Raw genomic sequence first — 13,082 nt, 5'->3', positions numbered from 1 at the left:
GATCGTTGGGGGTGAAGTCCGGCGCGTGACGCACGTCGCCCCGCGTCCCGGGTGGGGGGTGCGGGGCGGTGCGGGGGTGTGTGGGGTGGGTGGTGGTCAGGGGGCGGTGACGAAGAGGTGGCGGGCGACGTCGTCGGGCAGGTCCAGGACGGTCTCGGCGCCGTCGGCCCAGACGGTGAACCCCCCGGCCTCGGGGGTGATCGTGACCTCCTGGCGGGGCAGGATGCCCGCGGCCGCCAGGCGCGCGAGCAGGTCCGTGTCGGTCTGCAGGGGCTCGGCGATGCGCTGGACGACCACGCGCAGCGCGCCCGGCGCGCGCCCGGCACGGTCGGCCGCGGCCACGAACGCGGGCAACGCCACGACCCCGTCGAGGTACTCGATCTCCACGATGTCCTCGCCCAGCTCCGACAGACCCGGGATCGGGTTGCCGTACGGGTCGTGGTGGGGGTGGTCCAGCAGACCGATCAACCGCTTCTCCACGAGCTCGCTCATCACGTGCTCCCACCGGCACGCCTCCACGTGCACGAACTCCCAGTCCAGCTTGATCACATCGGTCAACAACCGCTCCGCCAACCGGTGCTTGCGCATCACCCGCTGCGCCTTCGCATGACCCTCAGGAGTGAGCTCCAGATGACGATCCCCCGTCACCACGACCAGACCATCACGCTCCATGCGCGCCACCGTCTGAGAGACCGTCGGACCCGAATGACCCAGCCGCTCCGCGATCCGCGCACGCAGAGGGACGATCCCCTCCTCGTCCAGCTCGTAGATCGTCTTCAGATACATCTCGGTGGTGTCGATCAGGTCGGTCACGTCGCACTCCGGGCTAAAGTTGAAGGATTCCAATCTTGGAACATCTCCAAATGTTACGCCACGTGCGCACCCGTGGCGAGACGGGTCGACGCCCGTCGGAGGCGCCACGCACGACGTCTCGTGACCCACGCCACACATGACTAGACTCGGGCGCATCCTCCGGGGGTGCCGGAGGACCAGCCGGTGACCCCGGTCCAGCAGTCGTCAAGGAGGACGGATGCTCACGCTCAGCTCCACCAGTCTCACGATCGTCGCGGTGATCGGGGCCATAGGTCTCGCCGCGCTCGTCTTCGCGTTCGTCCTCAGACGCCAGGTCCTGGCCGCTCCCGAGGGCACCGCGAAGATGCAGGACATCGCCCAGGCCATCCAGGAGGGGGCCTCGGCCTACCTCAACCGGCAGTTCCGGACCCTGGCGCTGTTCGCGGTGATCGTCTTCGGACTACTGTTCCTGCTCCCCGGCGACGCCGGGATCAAGGTGGGACGGTCGGTCGCGTTCCTCGTCGGTGCCGGGTTCTCCGCGTGCATCGGCTACCTGGGGATGTGGCTCGCGGTGCGCGCGAACGTGCGCGTCGCGTCGGCCGCGACCAGACCCGGGGGGCGGGCCGAGGGCGCGCGCGTCGCGTTCCGCACCGGAGGCGTGGTGGGGATGTCCGTCGTGGGTTTAGGTCTGCTCGGTGCGGCCGGCGTGGTGCTGCTGTACCGAGGAGACGCTCCGGCGGTGCTCGAGGGGTTCGGGTTCGGGGCTGCACTGCTCGCGATGTTCATGCGCGTGGGCGGCGGGATCTTCACCAAGGCGGCGGACGTCGGTGCCGACCTGGTGGGCAAGGTCGAGCAGGGGATCCCCGAGGATGACCCGCGCAACGCCGCGACCATCGCGGACAACGTGGGCGACAACGTGGGCGACTGCGCGGGCATGGCCGCGGATCTCTTCGAGTCCTACGCCGTCATGCTCGTCGCGGCCCTCATCCTCGGCAAGGCCGCGATGGGCGAGCAGGGGCTCGTCTTCCCGCTGATCGTCACGGCCATCGGCGCGTTCGTCGCGGTGCTGGGCGTCTTCATCACGCGTATCCGCGGCGAGGAGAACGGCCTGCGGGCCATCTACCGCGGGTTCTACCTCTCGGCGCTGCTCGGCGCGGTCCTCGCAGGCGTCGCGGCGTTCGCGTACCTGCCGTCGTCGTTCTCGGAGCTGTCGGGCACCGCGGACCTGGGCGACGTCACGAGCGACCCGCGCGTGGTCGCGGCGCTCGCCGTCCTCATCGGCGTGGTCCTGGCGGGCATCATCCTGTGGGTCACGGGCTACTTCACGGGCACGACGTCGAAGCCCACCCTGCACGTCGCCGCCACCTCGCGCACGGGTGCTGCCACGGTCGTCCTGTCCGGGATCGGGGTCGGGTTCGAGTCCGCGGTCTACACCGCGGGCATCATCGCGGCAGCGATCTGCGGGGTCTTCCTCATCGCGGGCGGCTCGGTGTGGCTGTCGCTCTTCCTCATCGCGCTCGCCGGCTGCGGGCTCCTGACGACGGTCGGCGTGATCGTCGCGATGGACACGTTCGGGCCCGTCTCGGACAACGCGCAAGGAATCTACGAGATGTCCGTCGGCGAGGCCGGTGACGGCGACCCGGAGGCCGCGCAGATCCTCACCGACCTCGACGCCGTGGGCAACACGACCAAGGCCATCACCAAGGGCATCGCGATCGCGACCGCCGTCCTCGCGGCGACCGCGCTGTTCGGGTCCTACGCCGACGCGGTGGGCGGGGCGCTCGCGGACATCACGAACCCGGCCGGCGGCCTCGTCGTCTCGATGCTCGACTACTCGATCATCTCGCCGATCACCCTGGTCGGCGTGATCCTCGGCGCCGCGACCGTGTTCCTGTTCTCGGGCCTCGCGATCGACGCCGTGACCCGCGCTGCCGGCGCGATCGTCTACGAGGTGCGCCGCCAGTTCCGCGAGCACCCCGGGATCATGACGTACGACGAGCGCCCCGAGTACGGCAAGGTCGTCGACATCTGCACGCGCGACTCGTTGCGCGAGCTCGCGACGCCGGGCCTCCTGGCCGCCTTCGCACCCATCGCGGTGGGCTTCGGGCTCGGCGTCGGACCGCTCGCGGGCTTCCTCGCGGGGGCCATCGGGGCGGGCGTGCTCATGGCCGTCTTCCTGGCGAACTCGGGCGGTGCGTGGGACAACGCGAAGAAGATCGTCGAGGACGGCGCGTACGGCGGCAAGGGGTCGCCCGCGCACGAGGCGACCGTCGTCGGCGACACCGTGGGCGACCCGTTCAAGGACACGGCCGGTCCGGCGATCAACCCGCTGCTCAAGGTCATGAACCTGGTCGCGGTGCTCATCGCTCCCGCCGTGGTCGCGCTGAGCGTGCCCGCGGACGCCAACCACGCGCTGCGCATCGGGATCGCCGTGGTCGCGGCGGGCATCGCGTTCGGGGCCGTCATCCTGTCGAGGCTGCGTGCGGCGCGCGTGGACCGCGAGCAGATGTCGGAGGAGCCGCAGGCGGTGCGCGCGGGCTGAGGTCCACAGGTCCTCCTGCGTCGAGCCCTCCTGCGTCGACCTGTCAGAACGAGCGTGACCTCGAGGTCACGCTCGTTCTGACAGGCCGCGTGCCGGGTGGGCCGCCCGCGTCAGCGCCAGTGCTCGAGCAGCCGCGCCGTCGTCCCCGTCGCCTTGTCGAGGACGTCCTCGGTCCCGTCGGCCGCCGCGGACAGGAGTGCTGCGTCGATAAAGTGGCCCAGGAGGTCGACGTCGGTGACGTGGTCGTACCCGCTCGCCTCGAGCACGGTCCGCAGGGCCGCGAGCAGCCGGGGGCGGGACGCGCGCAGGATGGGGCGCAGCGCGGGGTCGCGCATCGCGGTGAGCACGGGGTCGAGCCGGACGTCGACGACCTGGTCGTCGACCGAGGGTGCGTAGAACGTCTCGATGAGCAGCCGAGCCGTGCTCGCGGTCGAGCGGTCGCGTCGCGCCAGGCCTGCGGCCTTCTCGGTCGCGGCCGTGCCGCGCAGCTCCTCGGCGGCCTCGACGGCGGCTGTGACGAGCGAGGAGCTCGACGGGAAGTAGTACGAGGCGGAGCCCTGCGGCACGCCCGCCGCCCGGGCGACCCGTCGGTGGGTCACTGCGGGGAACCCTTCGGCGAGCAGGAGCCGCGCGGCGGCCTCGACCATGGCGCGCTGGCGATCGCTGCTGCGGGCCTGGACGGGGATGCGCGCGTCGGTGCTCCGGCGGCGGGCGCCCGCAGCGAGGTCCGGGGGGCCGGCGAGGGGAGTGTCGGGGCGCACGAGGAGGGGTGCACCCTCCGGCCCGGTGTCGTGGGAGGGGTCGACCGTCTCTCGCTGCGTCGCGCTCACGCGGTCATCCTAGGGAGGAATCGGACCAAGGGGGCGACGATCGCCGTGACGGACCGGTGACGGTCGCGGGGCAGGGCGGGAGCGGGGTCGGTGGCGGATTTTCTGCGCAGGGTCACCAGCCCGCATCATGGAGGGATGAAGACCTCGTTCCTGCGCCCGACGTCGGCGCTCGCCGTCGTCGCGCTGCTCGCCCTGGGGGCCTGCTCGGGAGGCGACGACGCCGCGTCGTCCGCCTCATCGCCGAAGGCGGCCGCGAGCGAGAGCGCGGCCGACAGTGCTGCCGTCGACGCCGCGACCGATGCCGCTTCGGCAGCCGACGCGGACGCCGGAGCAGCAGCCGCGGCGGAGGGCGGGGACGCGGCACCCGCCGTCGACACCTCGTTCTGCGCGCCGATCGAAGCCGCGTGGGCCGCGGCCAACACCGCGCAGGTCTCGATGAGCGTGGACCACCCGCGCACCCTGGTGACCGGTTTCGAGAACGCCCGGGTCGCGCTCACGAGCGTCGAGCCTCCTGCGGACGTCGCGACCGACTGGAAGACGGTGACCAGCTACGTCTCGACCGCGGCCAAGGCGCTCGCGAAGGCCGACAGCGACTCCCCGAAGGAGATCGTCAAGGCGCTCGACGACGCGGGCAAGGACCTCGACACCCAGGCGATGACGGCCGCCTCGGCGCGCGTGACGACGTACCTGGACACCACCTGCACCGGGTGAATCGGATGGGGAGAACTCCCCTGCGGGCGAATTCTGGCGACGTTGCTCACAGCAATGCTCCAGGATGGGGTCCGTGACCAACCGAAAAAGCTCGACCACGACCGTCGGCGGCCTCGCGACCGCCGTCCTCCTGACCCTCTCGCTCGCGGCCTGCAGCGGCGGTGGCGCCGACGTCGCCGCGTTCTGCAAGGCGGGCGAGGACCTCGACTCGACCATGTCCGACGTCGACCCCTCGGACCTCGCCAGCACGGGTGACGCGTTCACGACCCTGGCCGCCGAGATGAAGAAGATCACGGCCCCCGACGAGGTCGCCGCGGACTGGACGGTCCTCACCGACGCCATGTCCGGGGCCGGCGACGCCTTCACCGAGCTCAACGACCTCGACCCGACGGACCCGGCCTTCCTCGACAAGGCCACGGCGGTCGGCGAGGACATCCAGAGCGACAAGGTGACGGCCGCGATGAAGAACCTCGAGACGTTCTCCGCGGAGAACTGCACGGCCTGACCCGAGCACCCGCCCGACGGGGCCGGTCCCGCAGCACGCGCTGCGGGGCCGGCCCCTCGTCGTCGGTCGGGGCGCCGCGCGGGTCGACCGGGGGAGGATAGGGGCATGTCCCTCGGTGAACCCACGATCGACCCACGCCTCCTGCCGCTGCTGCGCGACGACCTCGCGGCCGCCTCCTACACGGTCGACGGGGTCGAGGACTTCCTCGGTCCGCTCGCTGCCGCGGCCCTGCACCGCGAGCAGGCCGTCCCCGCCCTGCGTGTCGCCCGGGCCGCGCTCGGCGACGCGACGGGTGCGACGTCGTCGGGCCGCAAGGACCCTCGTGCGGTGCTCGCCGCGCTGTTCCTGCTGGGCCTCGAGGTCCGCCGCGCGGACCTCGACGCCGCCCTGCCGCGCGTCGGGGCAGACGGCGCCGCTCGCCTCGGGCTCGTGGCCGCGGCGGGCAACGGGCCCGACGACGGCGTCCGCGCCCTGGCGGACCTGCGCCCCTACGCCGCGGCCGACGCGGCCGGTCCGGTCACGTGGTGGCTGGCCTCGGACCTGGGCGAGCTCGCGACCGGGCGACGTCTCGCGGGCGACCACGTCCTCGGCGCGGGCGGCGCCTCGATCACGCTCGCGCAGGTCACGATGCGCACGCCCGTGGGCCGGGTGCTCGACCTCGGGACCGGCTGCGGTATCCAGGCGCTGCACGCCTCGCGGCACGCGCAGTCGGTCGTCGGGACCGACATCTCCCGGCGTGCGCTGCGGTTCGCCGAGTTCAACGCGGCCCTCGACGGCGTGAGCCTGGACCTGCGCGAAGGGTCGATGCTGGACCCTGTCGCGGGCGAGCAGTTCGACCTCGTGGTCTCCAACCCGCCGTTCGTCATCACGCCGCGCGGGGCCTCGGGAGCGACCAGCGCCCTTCCCGAGTACGAGTACCGCGACGGCGGCCGTGCGGGCGACGACCTGGTGCGCGACCTGATCCTGGGCGTCGGGGACGTGCTCGCACCGGGCGGTGTCGCGCAGATGCTCGGCAACTGGGAGCACCGGCGGGGCGAGCCCTGGACCGAGCGCGTCGGGGCCTGGCTCGAGGAGGCCGGGCTCGACGGTTGGATCATCCAGCGCGAGGTCCTCGACCCGGCCGAGTACGCCGAGACGTGGATCCGCGACGGCGGCACGACCCCCGAGCGCGAGCCCGGGGCCTGGGCCGCGTCGTACGAGGCGTGGCTCGACGACTTCGCGACGCGCGACGTCGAGGCCGTGGGGTTCGGGATCGTGACGCTCCGCAAGCCCGCCGCGGGCCACGGCGTGAGCCTGCGCCGCCTCGAGGAGCACACGGGGTCGGTGCGCCAGCCGCTCGGCGGGCACCTCGCGGCCTCGCTCGCGGCCCACGACTGGCTCGAGGCGCGCGACGACGCCGCGCTCGCGTCGTCGCGGCTGTCCGTGGCGCCCGACGTGACCGAGGAGCGCTACCTGACGCCCGGCGCCGAGGACCCGAACGTCGTGATCGTCCGGCAGGGCGACGGCCTGGGCCGCGGGATCCAGGCGTCGACCGGGCTGGCGGCGCTCGTGGGGGCGAGCGACGGCGAGCTGACCGTGGGGCAGCTCATCGGGGCGATCGCGTCGCTGTTCGAGGTCCCGGCCGGCGACCTCGCGGGCGAGCTGCTCCCGGCGGTGCGCGGCCTGGTGCGGGACGGCTTCCTGCTCCCGTGACGCTCGGGGTTGCCTCTGGGGTGCCGAGCACGGGGTTGAGGCCGTTCTCCCGGCGATGACGGCCTCAACCTCGTGCTCGACCGCACGGAACCTCGTGGTCGGCCGCAGCGACCGGAAAGGCCGTGCGGCGGGCGCCGCGCCTCCCTAGGTTGAGCCCATGACCTCTCGCATCCAGCACACGACGTTCGACGCCCGCGACGCCCACGCGCAGTCGGTCTGGTGGCGCGGGGTCCTCGGCTACGTCGAGGACCCCGACGACCCGAACCTGCCCGGCCACGAGGAGTGCATGATCTTCCCGCCCGCGGGCGCCGACGCCCCCGCCGAGTCCCGCGGGCGCCTGCTGTTCATCGAGGTCCCGGAGGGCAAGGAGATCAAGAACCGGCTCCACCTGGACCTGCGGCCCACCGACGGGACGCGCGAGCAGGAGGTCGAACGGCTCGTCGGCCTGGGGGCGACCAGGCTCGCCGACCACAGACGCCCCGACGGCTCCGGGTGGATCACGCTCGCGGACCCCGAGGGCAACGAGTTCTGCATCCTGCGCAGCGACGCCGAGGTCGCGGCCCAGGGCGGCTGATCCGCACCCCGCTCGGCCCCCGTCAGTCCCGCCCGAGGATCATCGCGAGGCTCAGCTCGCGCACGGTGCGGGCGTCGTCCCCGGTGGGCGCCAGCTCCGGGGTCGCGAGCGTCAGGTGCTCGGCTCCCACGACGGTCGCGAGCGCGATGGTCGCGCGCGCCCGGGCCTCGGCGGGCGTGAAACCCGCCGACCGCAGGAGGCGCGTGACGACGTCGAGCCGTCGGGCCGTGACGCGGGACATGGCCTCGGCGACGCCCGGGAGGTCGGTCTGCGCGTAGAGGAGCTGCTCGCCCGTCCGGGGCGAGCGGCGGCGCGTGACCGCCGTGAAGAGCGCGGCGAGCTGGTCCGCGGGACTGCCGGGCGTGGCCTCGACCTCCTCGACGATCCGCGCGGTCTCGGCCTCCCAGCGGGCGAGGACGGCGTCGACGAGGGCCTGCCGGTCGGCGAAGTGCCAGTAGAACGACCCCTTGGTCGCGCCGAGCGCGCGCGCGACGGGCTCGACCTTGACGGCGTCGAGCCCGGCGGTCGTGAACGCGTCGTAGGCGGCGTCGACCCAGGCGGCGGCGTCGAGGCGGGTGGTCGGCGGCATGCTCCGTACGCTACCGTACGGAGTGTCCGTACGGTGGCGTACGGATCCGGTTCGAGGAAGGCGTTCCCATGACCGCAGCACCCGTGAAGCCGCACTTCTCCTCGCTCGCGTTCGAGGACGTCCCGCAGCCCGACCACGCGGACGTCGTCGTCGTCCCCCTGCCGGCCCGTGCGACGACCGACCCGGCGACCTGGGCCCGCGCGATCTTCGACGTCCGCTCGACGCCCCTGTGGGTACGCGTCGCGCTGGGGCTCCGACAGGTCCTCGTCCCGCTCATCGGGGTGCGCCCCGCGGACCGGGACGTCTTCGACGTCTCGCGCGTCGAGGGAGAGGAGGCGCTCATCGTCGCGGACGACACGCACCTGGACTTCCGCTGCGCGGTAGGGGTCGACGGCGCCGCTCGCCTCGTGCGCGTCACGACCGTCGTGCGCCTGCACGGCTGGAGGGGGCGCGCCTACTTCGTCCCGGTGCGCCTGGCTCACGGACCCGTGCTCAGGGCGATGCTCCGCGGGGCCGCCCGCCGCCTCGGCTGAACCCTCCCCTTCGTTCCCGAGCATGCGGTTGGCGTCTCGAAACCGCCGATTCTCGACGCCAACCGCATGCTCGACCGACAGCAACCGCATGCTCGGCAGCGCAAGGGGGCCTGCGGCGCGGCAACCGGCCACCCCCGACGAGGCGCGAAACGTCACCCGCCGCGCTAGTTTCGGGCGCATGGACCTCGAGCTCCGTCACCTGCGGCTGATCGTGGCCGTCGCGGACCAGGGGAGTGTGACGCGGGCCGCGGCGGCCCTCGGGATCGCGCAGCCCGCGCTGACCGCGCAGCTCAACCGCATCGACCGTGCGCTCGGCGGACAGGTCTTCACCCGGGACCAGCGCGGTGCCCACCCCACGGCCCTCGGTGAGCTCGTCCTGGGCCGCGCCCGCATGGTGCTGCCCGCCATGACCTCGCTGCTCGACGACGTCCAGCAGCACGTCAACCGGGACGAGGACGGCCCGGGGACGCTGCGGGTCGGGACCGTGGCGAGCGCCCTCGCGGGCCGCTTCGTGCACCGGCTCGTCACGGCCCTGCCCGACGTCCGGCTCACGACCGCGACGAGCTGGTCCGTGGACGACACCGCGCAGCAGCTCGCGGCAGGCACGCTCGACGTCGCGCTCGTGGGCCTGTGCTCGGACGCGACCCCGCCCACGACGGGAGGGGTCGCGTGGTGGCGTGTCGACGTCGACCCCGTGTTCGTGCTCGTCCCCGCAGGGCACCGGCACGCAGACCGTCCGTCGGTCGCCCTGGGCGAGCTCGCCGACGAGGTGTGGCTCAGCGGGCCCGGGGAGGGGTGCTTCGAGCGCTGCTTCGCGCAGGCGTGCGCGCGGGCGGGCTTCACGCCGTCGGGCCTGAGCGAGGCCGACCGCCCGACCGTGATCGACCTCGTCCAGGCCGGGCACGCGGTCGCCCTGGTCCAGCCGACGTTCCCCGACACCCCGGGCACGCAGGTCGTGCCGCTCGACGGTGCGCCCCTGCGCTGGGCGCACTACGTGGGCTGGCGCAGCGGCTCGGCGCACCTGCCCGTCGAGGTGCTCGTCGACGCCGCCGTCCGCTCCCACCACGACGCCGCGAGCCGCAGCCCGCGCTACCTGTGCTGGCTCGACGCCTACGGGGAGACCCTCACATAACGCTCCGATATGCCCAGGTTGCCATCTGTGCCGCCCACGTCCCGCTCCCTAGCGTGAGCCTCGTTCGCCCGGCGATCCCGGGACCCGACGAAGGGACATCGAGATGGCACGATCACTCTGGAAGACGCTCGCCACGGCGTGCGCCGCGACGGCACTCGTGGCCGGACCTGCGGCGCTCACCGCGAACGCGGCGCCGCCCACCCCCGACACCCCGACCGTTTCTCCCCAGACCTCCCCGAAGGTCGCGCCCGAGGTGCTGCGCGCCCTCCAGCGCGACCTGGGGCTGAGCGCCAAGGACGCGACGAAGCGTCTGGCGTTCCAGTCCGACGCGGCGAGCACCGAGGACTCTCTCGCCGAGAGCCTGGACGCCTACGCGGGCGCCTGGGTCGACCCCGCGAAGAACACCCTGTACGTGGGCGTCGCCGACGGTACCGAGACCCAGGAGGTCCGTGCGGCAGGCGCGACGCCCGTGGTCGTCGACCACACGCTCGCCGAGCTCGACACGTGGAAGGCGGCGCTCGACGGCGAGCTCACCGACCCGGCCGCGGTCCCGAGCTGGTACGTCGACGTCACGACCAACCAGGTCGTCGTCAACGTGCACGACGACGGCCGCGCCCTCGCCGAACAAGCGGCCGCGGACGCAGGCGTGCCCGCCGACGCCATCACCTACGTGACCACGACCGAGGATCCCCGTCCGCTGATCGACGTGGTGGGCGGCAACGCGTACACCATGGGCTCAGGTGGCCGCTGCTCGGTGGGCTTCGCGGTGAACGGCGGCTTCGTCACCGCAGGCCACTGCGGGACGGTGGGCACCCGCACCTCGGGGCCGGGCGGCACGTTCCGCGGGTCGAGCTTCCCCGGCAACGACTACGCCTGGGTGCAGGTCGACGCGGGGAACACCCCGGTCGGGGCCGTCAACAACTACAGCGGTGGACGCGTCGCGGTCGCGGGCTCGACGGCCGCACCCGTGGGTTCCTCGGTCTGCCGGTCCGGTTCCACGACGGGCTGGCGCTGCGGCACGATCGCGGCCTACAACAGCTCGGTGACGTACCCGCAGGGGACCGTCTCGGGGCTCATCCGCACCAACGTGTGCGCCGAGCCGGGCGACTCGGGCGGCTCGCTCCTCGCGGGCAACCAGGCACAGGGCCTGACGTCGGGCGGGTCGGGCAACTGCTCGTCGGGCGGCACGACGTACTTCCAGCCCGTCAACGAGGCGCTCTCGGCCTACGGCCTCACGCTCGTGACCTCGGGCGGAGGGGGCAACGAGCCGCCGCCGGCCGGGTGCCCGGGCTATGCGCGGACCTACCAGGGCAGCGTCTCGGCCGGAGCCACGGTCGCCCAGCCGAACGGCTCGTACGTCACGGTCCAGAACAGCGGGGTGCACCGCGTGTGCCTGAGCGGTCCGGCCGGCACGGACCTCGACCTGTACCTGCAGAAGTGGAACGGTTCCGCGTGGGCGAACGTCGCGCAGTCGACGTCCTCCGGCGCCGCGGAGGCGCTCACGTACACCGGCACCGCCGGGTACTACCGGTACGCGGTGAACGCGTACGCGGGCTCCGGCGCGTACACGCTGGGAGCGACGACGCCGTAGCAGCGGCCTCGGTCGAGAACGGGGGTCGAGGTCGCCACCGGTCCGGTGGCGGCCTCGGCCTCGTTCTCGGCACGTGCGGCGACGACGACGGCGTGGTCGATCGGCACGGTCCGTGGACACAGTGCCTCGCACCCTGCATCGTCGTCCCATGACTCGACGCGACGACCCGATGAGCCCTCGGCACTGGGCGGGGGGTTTCTACGAGCTCGCCCTGCTGGTGGGGCGCGCCGACGACGACCGCCTCGACGACCGGGTCGCCGCCCTCGTCGCCGCCGTCGGCCTCTCCCGCCTCACGGTCGTCGACGGCACGGTCGAGGCCCGTGTGGCCTCGGAGGACCGGGCGGCGGTCCGGGCCGCCGGTGGGGCGCTCGTCCGAGGGGCGCACCTGCGCGGCGTGGTGCGCCTTCCCGGTGGTGGCGAGTCCTCGTGCGGGATCCTGCTCCTTCGGGGTGAGCGCGACGACGGCGACGCTCGCGGTTCGGGCTCTGGCCTCGACGTCGTGGACCTCGACTGGTTGGTCCTCCACCTTCCCCTCGCGGGGCTCGACGCCGGCGGTGTCGAGGTCGACGGGTTCCCGTTCGACGACCGCTCGGGGGCCGAGTCCCTCACCTGGCGCCGCCCCCTCGACGAATGGCTGGCCGGAGTCGGTCGCTCGGTGCACCGGACCGTCCCGTTCCGTCGCGCCGTGATCGGGTTCGAGGTCGCGGGCGACGGCGACGGCGTGGACGGGCCGGACCGGCTCGCTCCCGCCGCTCCACGGGACCGGGCGCATCTCGTCGTGGGACCGGCCGGGCTGACCTACGTCGCGGCGGAGCACTGACGAGGACGTCGGGGCGTCGGTCGAGAACGGGGTTGAGGTCGCTGGCGGTCCCGTGGCGGCCTCGACGTCGTTCTCGGCACCTTCGACGGACGACGTTGGCGCGTTCGGCGGGCCGCGCGGTCGGCAAGGGCCTAGTCTCTCGATCGTGCTGATCGCCATGGCGGGACTGCCCGGAACCGGCAAGAGTCGACTCGCGCGCCTCCTCGCGCGCGACCTGAGGGCGGTGATGCTCAGCGTCGACCCCGTCGAGGACGCGTTCCTGCGAGCAGGGGCGGTGCACGACGACGTCACCGGCCTGGGCGCGTACCTCGCCGTCGAGGCAGCGGCCGAGGAGAACCTGCTCCTGGGCAACGCGGTGATCGTCGACGCGGTCAACGACCACCCCGCGGCCCGTCAGCAGTGGGTCGACCTCGCGACGCGGGTCGGCACCCGGCTCTGGTTCGTCGAGGTGTACCTCGCGGACGAGGGGCTGCACCGCGAGCGTCTCGTGACTCGCGGCTCGCGCTACCCGGCGCTGCCCGAGCCCGGGTGGGACTCGCTCGCCGACCGCGCCCGGGCGCTCGCGGCCTGGACCGACCCAAGGGCGCGGCTCGACGCCTCGCTCGACGACGCCGAGCTGCTGGCCGCGGCCAAGGACTGGCTCGACGTCTGATCAGCCCGTCCCGCACCCAGCCTCGACCCGCACCACCCGGCCTGCCCGGTCCGGCTGCCGAACATGCGGTTGTGGTCGGAATCCGGCCCGGATCGGACGACAACGGCATGCTCGACTGA

The 13,082-nt window shown here is 73.2% G+C and carries 13 protein-coding genes; 10 read left to right on the top strand and 3 right to left on the bottom strand.

Going from position 1 to position 13,082, the window contains the following annotated elements; translation table 11 throughout:
* Positions 1-96: 96 nt before the first annotated feature.
* Positions 97-813 (bottom strand): iron-dependent transcriptional repressor DtxR, encoded by a 717-nt coding sequence (locus JOD49_RS08060; RefSeq protein ID WP_205306711.1) that lies wholly within the window; start codon positions 811-813, stop codon positions 97-99.
* 217 nt (positions 814-1,030) lie between these two features.
* Between JOD49_RS08060 and JOD49_RS08055 the strand changes: the two genes are divergently transcribed.
* Complete coding sequence (locus tag JOD49_RS08055; RefSeq protein WP_205306710.1) at positions 1,031-3,334, top strand: sodium-translocating pyrophosphatase; 2,304 nt, start codon at positions 1,031-1,033, stop codon at positions 3,332-3,334.
* Positions 3,335-3,444: 110 nt separating this feature from the next.
* Here the strand turns inward: JOD49_RS08055 and JOD49_RS08050 are convergent, their stop codons facing one another.
* On the bottom strand, positions 3,445-4,164 hold the full coding sequence (locus tag JOD49_RS08050; protein ID WP_205306709.1) for a TetR/AcrR family transcriptional regulator: 720 nt from the start codon (positions 4,162-4,164) through the stop codon (positions 3,445-3,447).
* Positions 4,165-4,299: 135 nt separating this feature from the next.
* On the opposite strand from JOD49_RS08050, the gene JOD49_RS08045 reads away from it, so the two are divergent.
* The 4 genes from JOD49_RS08045 to JOD49_RS08030 all read left to right on the top strand — a co-directional run bounded on the left by JOD49_RS08045 (position 4,300) and on the right by JOD49_RS08030 (position 7,646).
* Positions 4,300-4,875 carry a hypothetical protein gene (locus JOD49_RS08045; RefSeq protein ID WP_205306708.1) on the top strand — a complete coding sequence of 192 codons (576 nt, stop codon included), beginning with the start codon at positions 4,300-4,302 and terminating at the stop codon, positions 4,873-4,875.
* A gap of 73 nt (positions 4,876-4,948) precedes the next feature.
* Positions 4,949-5,380, top strand: a complete 432-nt coding sequence (locus JOD49_RS08040; protein WP_205306707.1) for a hypothetical protein — start codon at positions 4,949-4,951, stop codon at positions 5,378-5,380.
* A gap of 105 nt (positions 5,381-5,485) precedes the next feature.
* Positions 5,486-7,072, top strand: a complete 1,587-nt coding sequence (locus JOD49_RS08035) for a DUF7059 domain-containing protein (RefSeq protein ID WP_205306706.1) — start codon at positions 5,486-5,488, stop codon at positions 7,070-7,072.
* A 157-nt stretch (positions 7,073-7,229) separates the two neighbouring features.
* The gene (locus JOD49_RS08030) at positions 7,230-7,646 is read left to right on the top strand and encodes a VOC family protein (protein ID WP_205306705.1); all 417 of its coding nucleotides are present in this window, start codon (positions 7,230-7,232) and stop codon (positions 7,644-7,646) included.
* A 22-nt stretch (positions 7,647-7,668) separates the two neighbouring features.
* On the opposite strand, the gene JOD49_RS08025 is transcribed toward JOD49_RS08030, so the two are convergent.
* A complete protein-coding gene (locus JOD49_RS08025; RefSeq protein ID WP_205306704.1) occupies positions 7,669-8,235 on the bottom strand; it encodes a TetR/AcrR family transcriptional regulator in 567 nt (188 codons plus the stop codon).
* 68 nt (positions 8,236-8,303) lie between these two features.
* Here JOD49_RS08025 and JOD49_RS08020 point away from each other — a divergent pair, with 68 nt between their 5' ends.
* The 5 genes from JOD49_RS08020 to JOD49_RS08000 all read left to right on the top strand — a co-directional run bounded on the left by JOD49_RS08020 (position 8,304) and on the right by JOD49_RS08000 (position 12,963).
* Complete coding sequence (locus JOD49_RS08020) at positions 8,304-8,768, top strand: DUF2867 domain-containing protein (protein WP_205306703.1); 465 nt, start codon at positions 8,304-8,306, stop codon at positions 8,766-8,768.
* Between the two features lie 178 nt (positions 8,769-8,946).
* On the top strand, positions 8,947-9,900 hold the full coding sequence (locus tag JOD49_RS08015; protein ID WP_205306702.1) for a LysR family transcriptional regulator: 954 nt from the start codon (positions 8,947-8,949) through the stop codon (positions 9,898-9,900).
* Between the two features lie 103 nt (positions 9,901-10,003).
* Positions 10,004-11,491, top strand: coding sequence for a S1 family peptidase (locus JOD49_RS08010; protein ID WP_205306701.1), 1,488 nt, complete (start codon positions 10,004-10,006; stop codon positions 11,489-11,491).
* A gap of 148 nt (positions 11,492-11,639) precedes the next feature.
* Positions 11,640-12,311: a hypothetical protein gene (locus JOD49_RS08005; RefSeq protein WP_205306700.1), complete on the top strand. Its 672-nt coding sequence runs from the start codon at positions 11,640-11,642 to the stop codon at positions 12,309-12,311.
* 145 nt (positions 12,312-12,456) lie between these two features.
* Positions 12,457-12,963 carry a P-loop nucleotide/nucleoside kinase family protein gene (locus JOD49_RS08000; protein WP_205306699.1) on the top strand — a complete coding sequence of 169 codons (507 nt, stop codon included), beginning with the start codon at positions 12,457-12,459 and terminating at the stop codon, positions 12,961-12,963.
* Positions 12,964-13,082: the final 119 nt, after the last annotated feature.

Source organism: Oerskovia jenensis, from assembly GCF_016907235.1.
In the GTDB taxonomy this organism is placed as follows: Bacteria; Actinomycetota; Actinomycetes; order Actinomycetales; family Cellulomonadaceae; genus Oerskovia; species Oerskovia jenensis.
Note: the sequence above shows the minus strand (reverse complement) of the source record. Positions and strands in the feature narration are given on the sequence as shown.

Bases quoted from the DNA above. Each gene is read 5' to 3' on its own strand.
- JOD49_RS08015 (WP_205306702.1), top strand. From the start codon at position 8,947: ATGGACCTCGAGCTCCGTCACCTGCGGCTGATCGTGGCCGTCGCGGAC.
- JOD49_RS08025 (WP_205306704.1), bottom strand. From the start codon at position 8,235: ATGCCGCCGACCACCCGCCTCGACGCCGCCGCCTGGGTCGACGCCGCC.
- JOD49_RS08020 (WP_205306703.1), top strand. From the start codon at position 8,304: ATGACCGCAGCACCCGTGAAGCCGCACTTCTCCTCGCTCGCGTTCGAG.
- JOD49_RS08010 (WP_205306701.1), top strand. From the start codon at position 10,004: ATGGCACGATCACTCTGGAAGACGCTCGCCACGGCGTGCGCCGCGACG.
- JOD49_RS08005 (WP_205306700.1), top strand. From the start codon at position 11,640: ATGACTCGACGCGACGACCCGATGAGCCCTCGGCACTGGGCGGGGGGT.
- JOD49_RS08030 (WP_205306705.1), top strand. From the start codon at position 7,230: ATGACCTCTCGCATCCAGCACACGACGTTCGACGCCCGCGACGCCCAC.
- JOD49_RS08035 (WP_205306706.1), top strand. From the start codon at position 5,486: ATGTCCCTCGGTGAACCCACGATCGACCCACGCCTCCTGCCGCTGCTG.
- JOD49_RS08055 (WP_205306710.1), top strand. From the start codon at position 1,031: ATGCTCACGCTCAGCTCCACCAGTCTCACGATCGTCGCGGTGATCGGG.
- JOD49_RS08045 (WP_205306708.1), top strand. From the start codon at position 4,300: ATGAAGACCTCGTTCCTGCGCCCGACGTCGGCGCTCGCCGTCGTCGCG.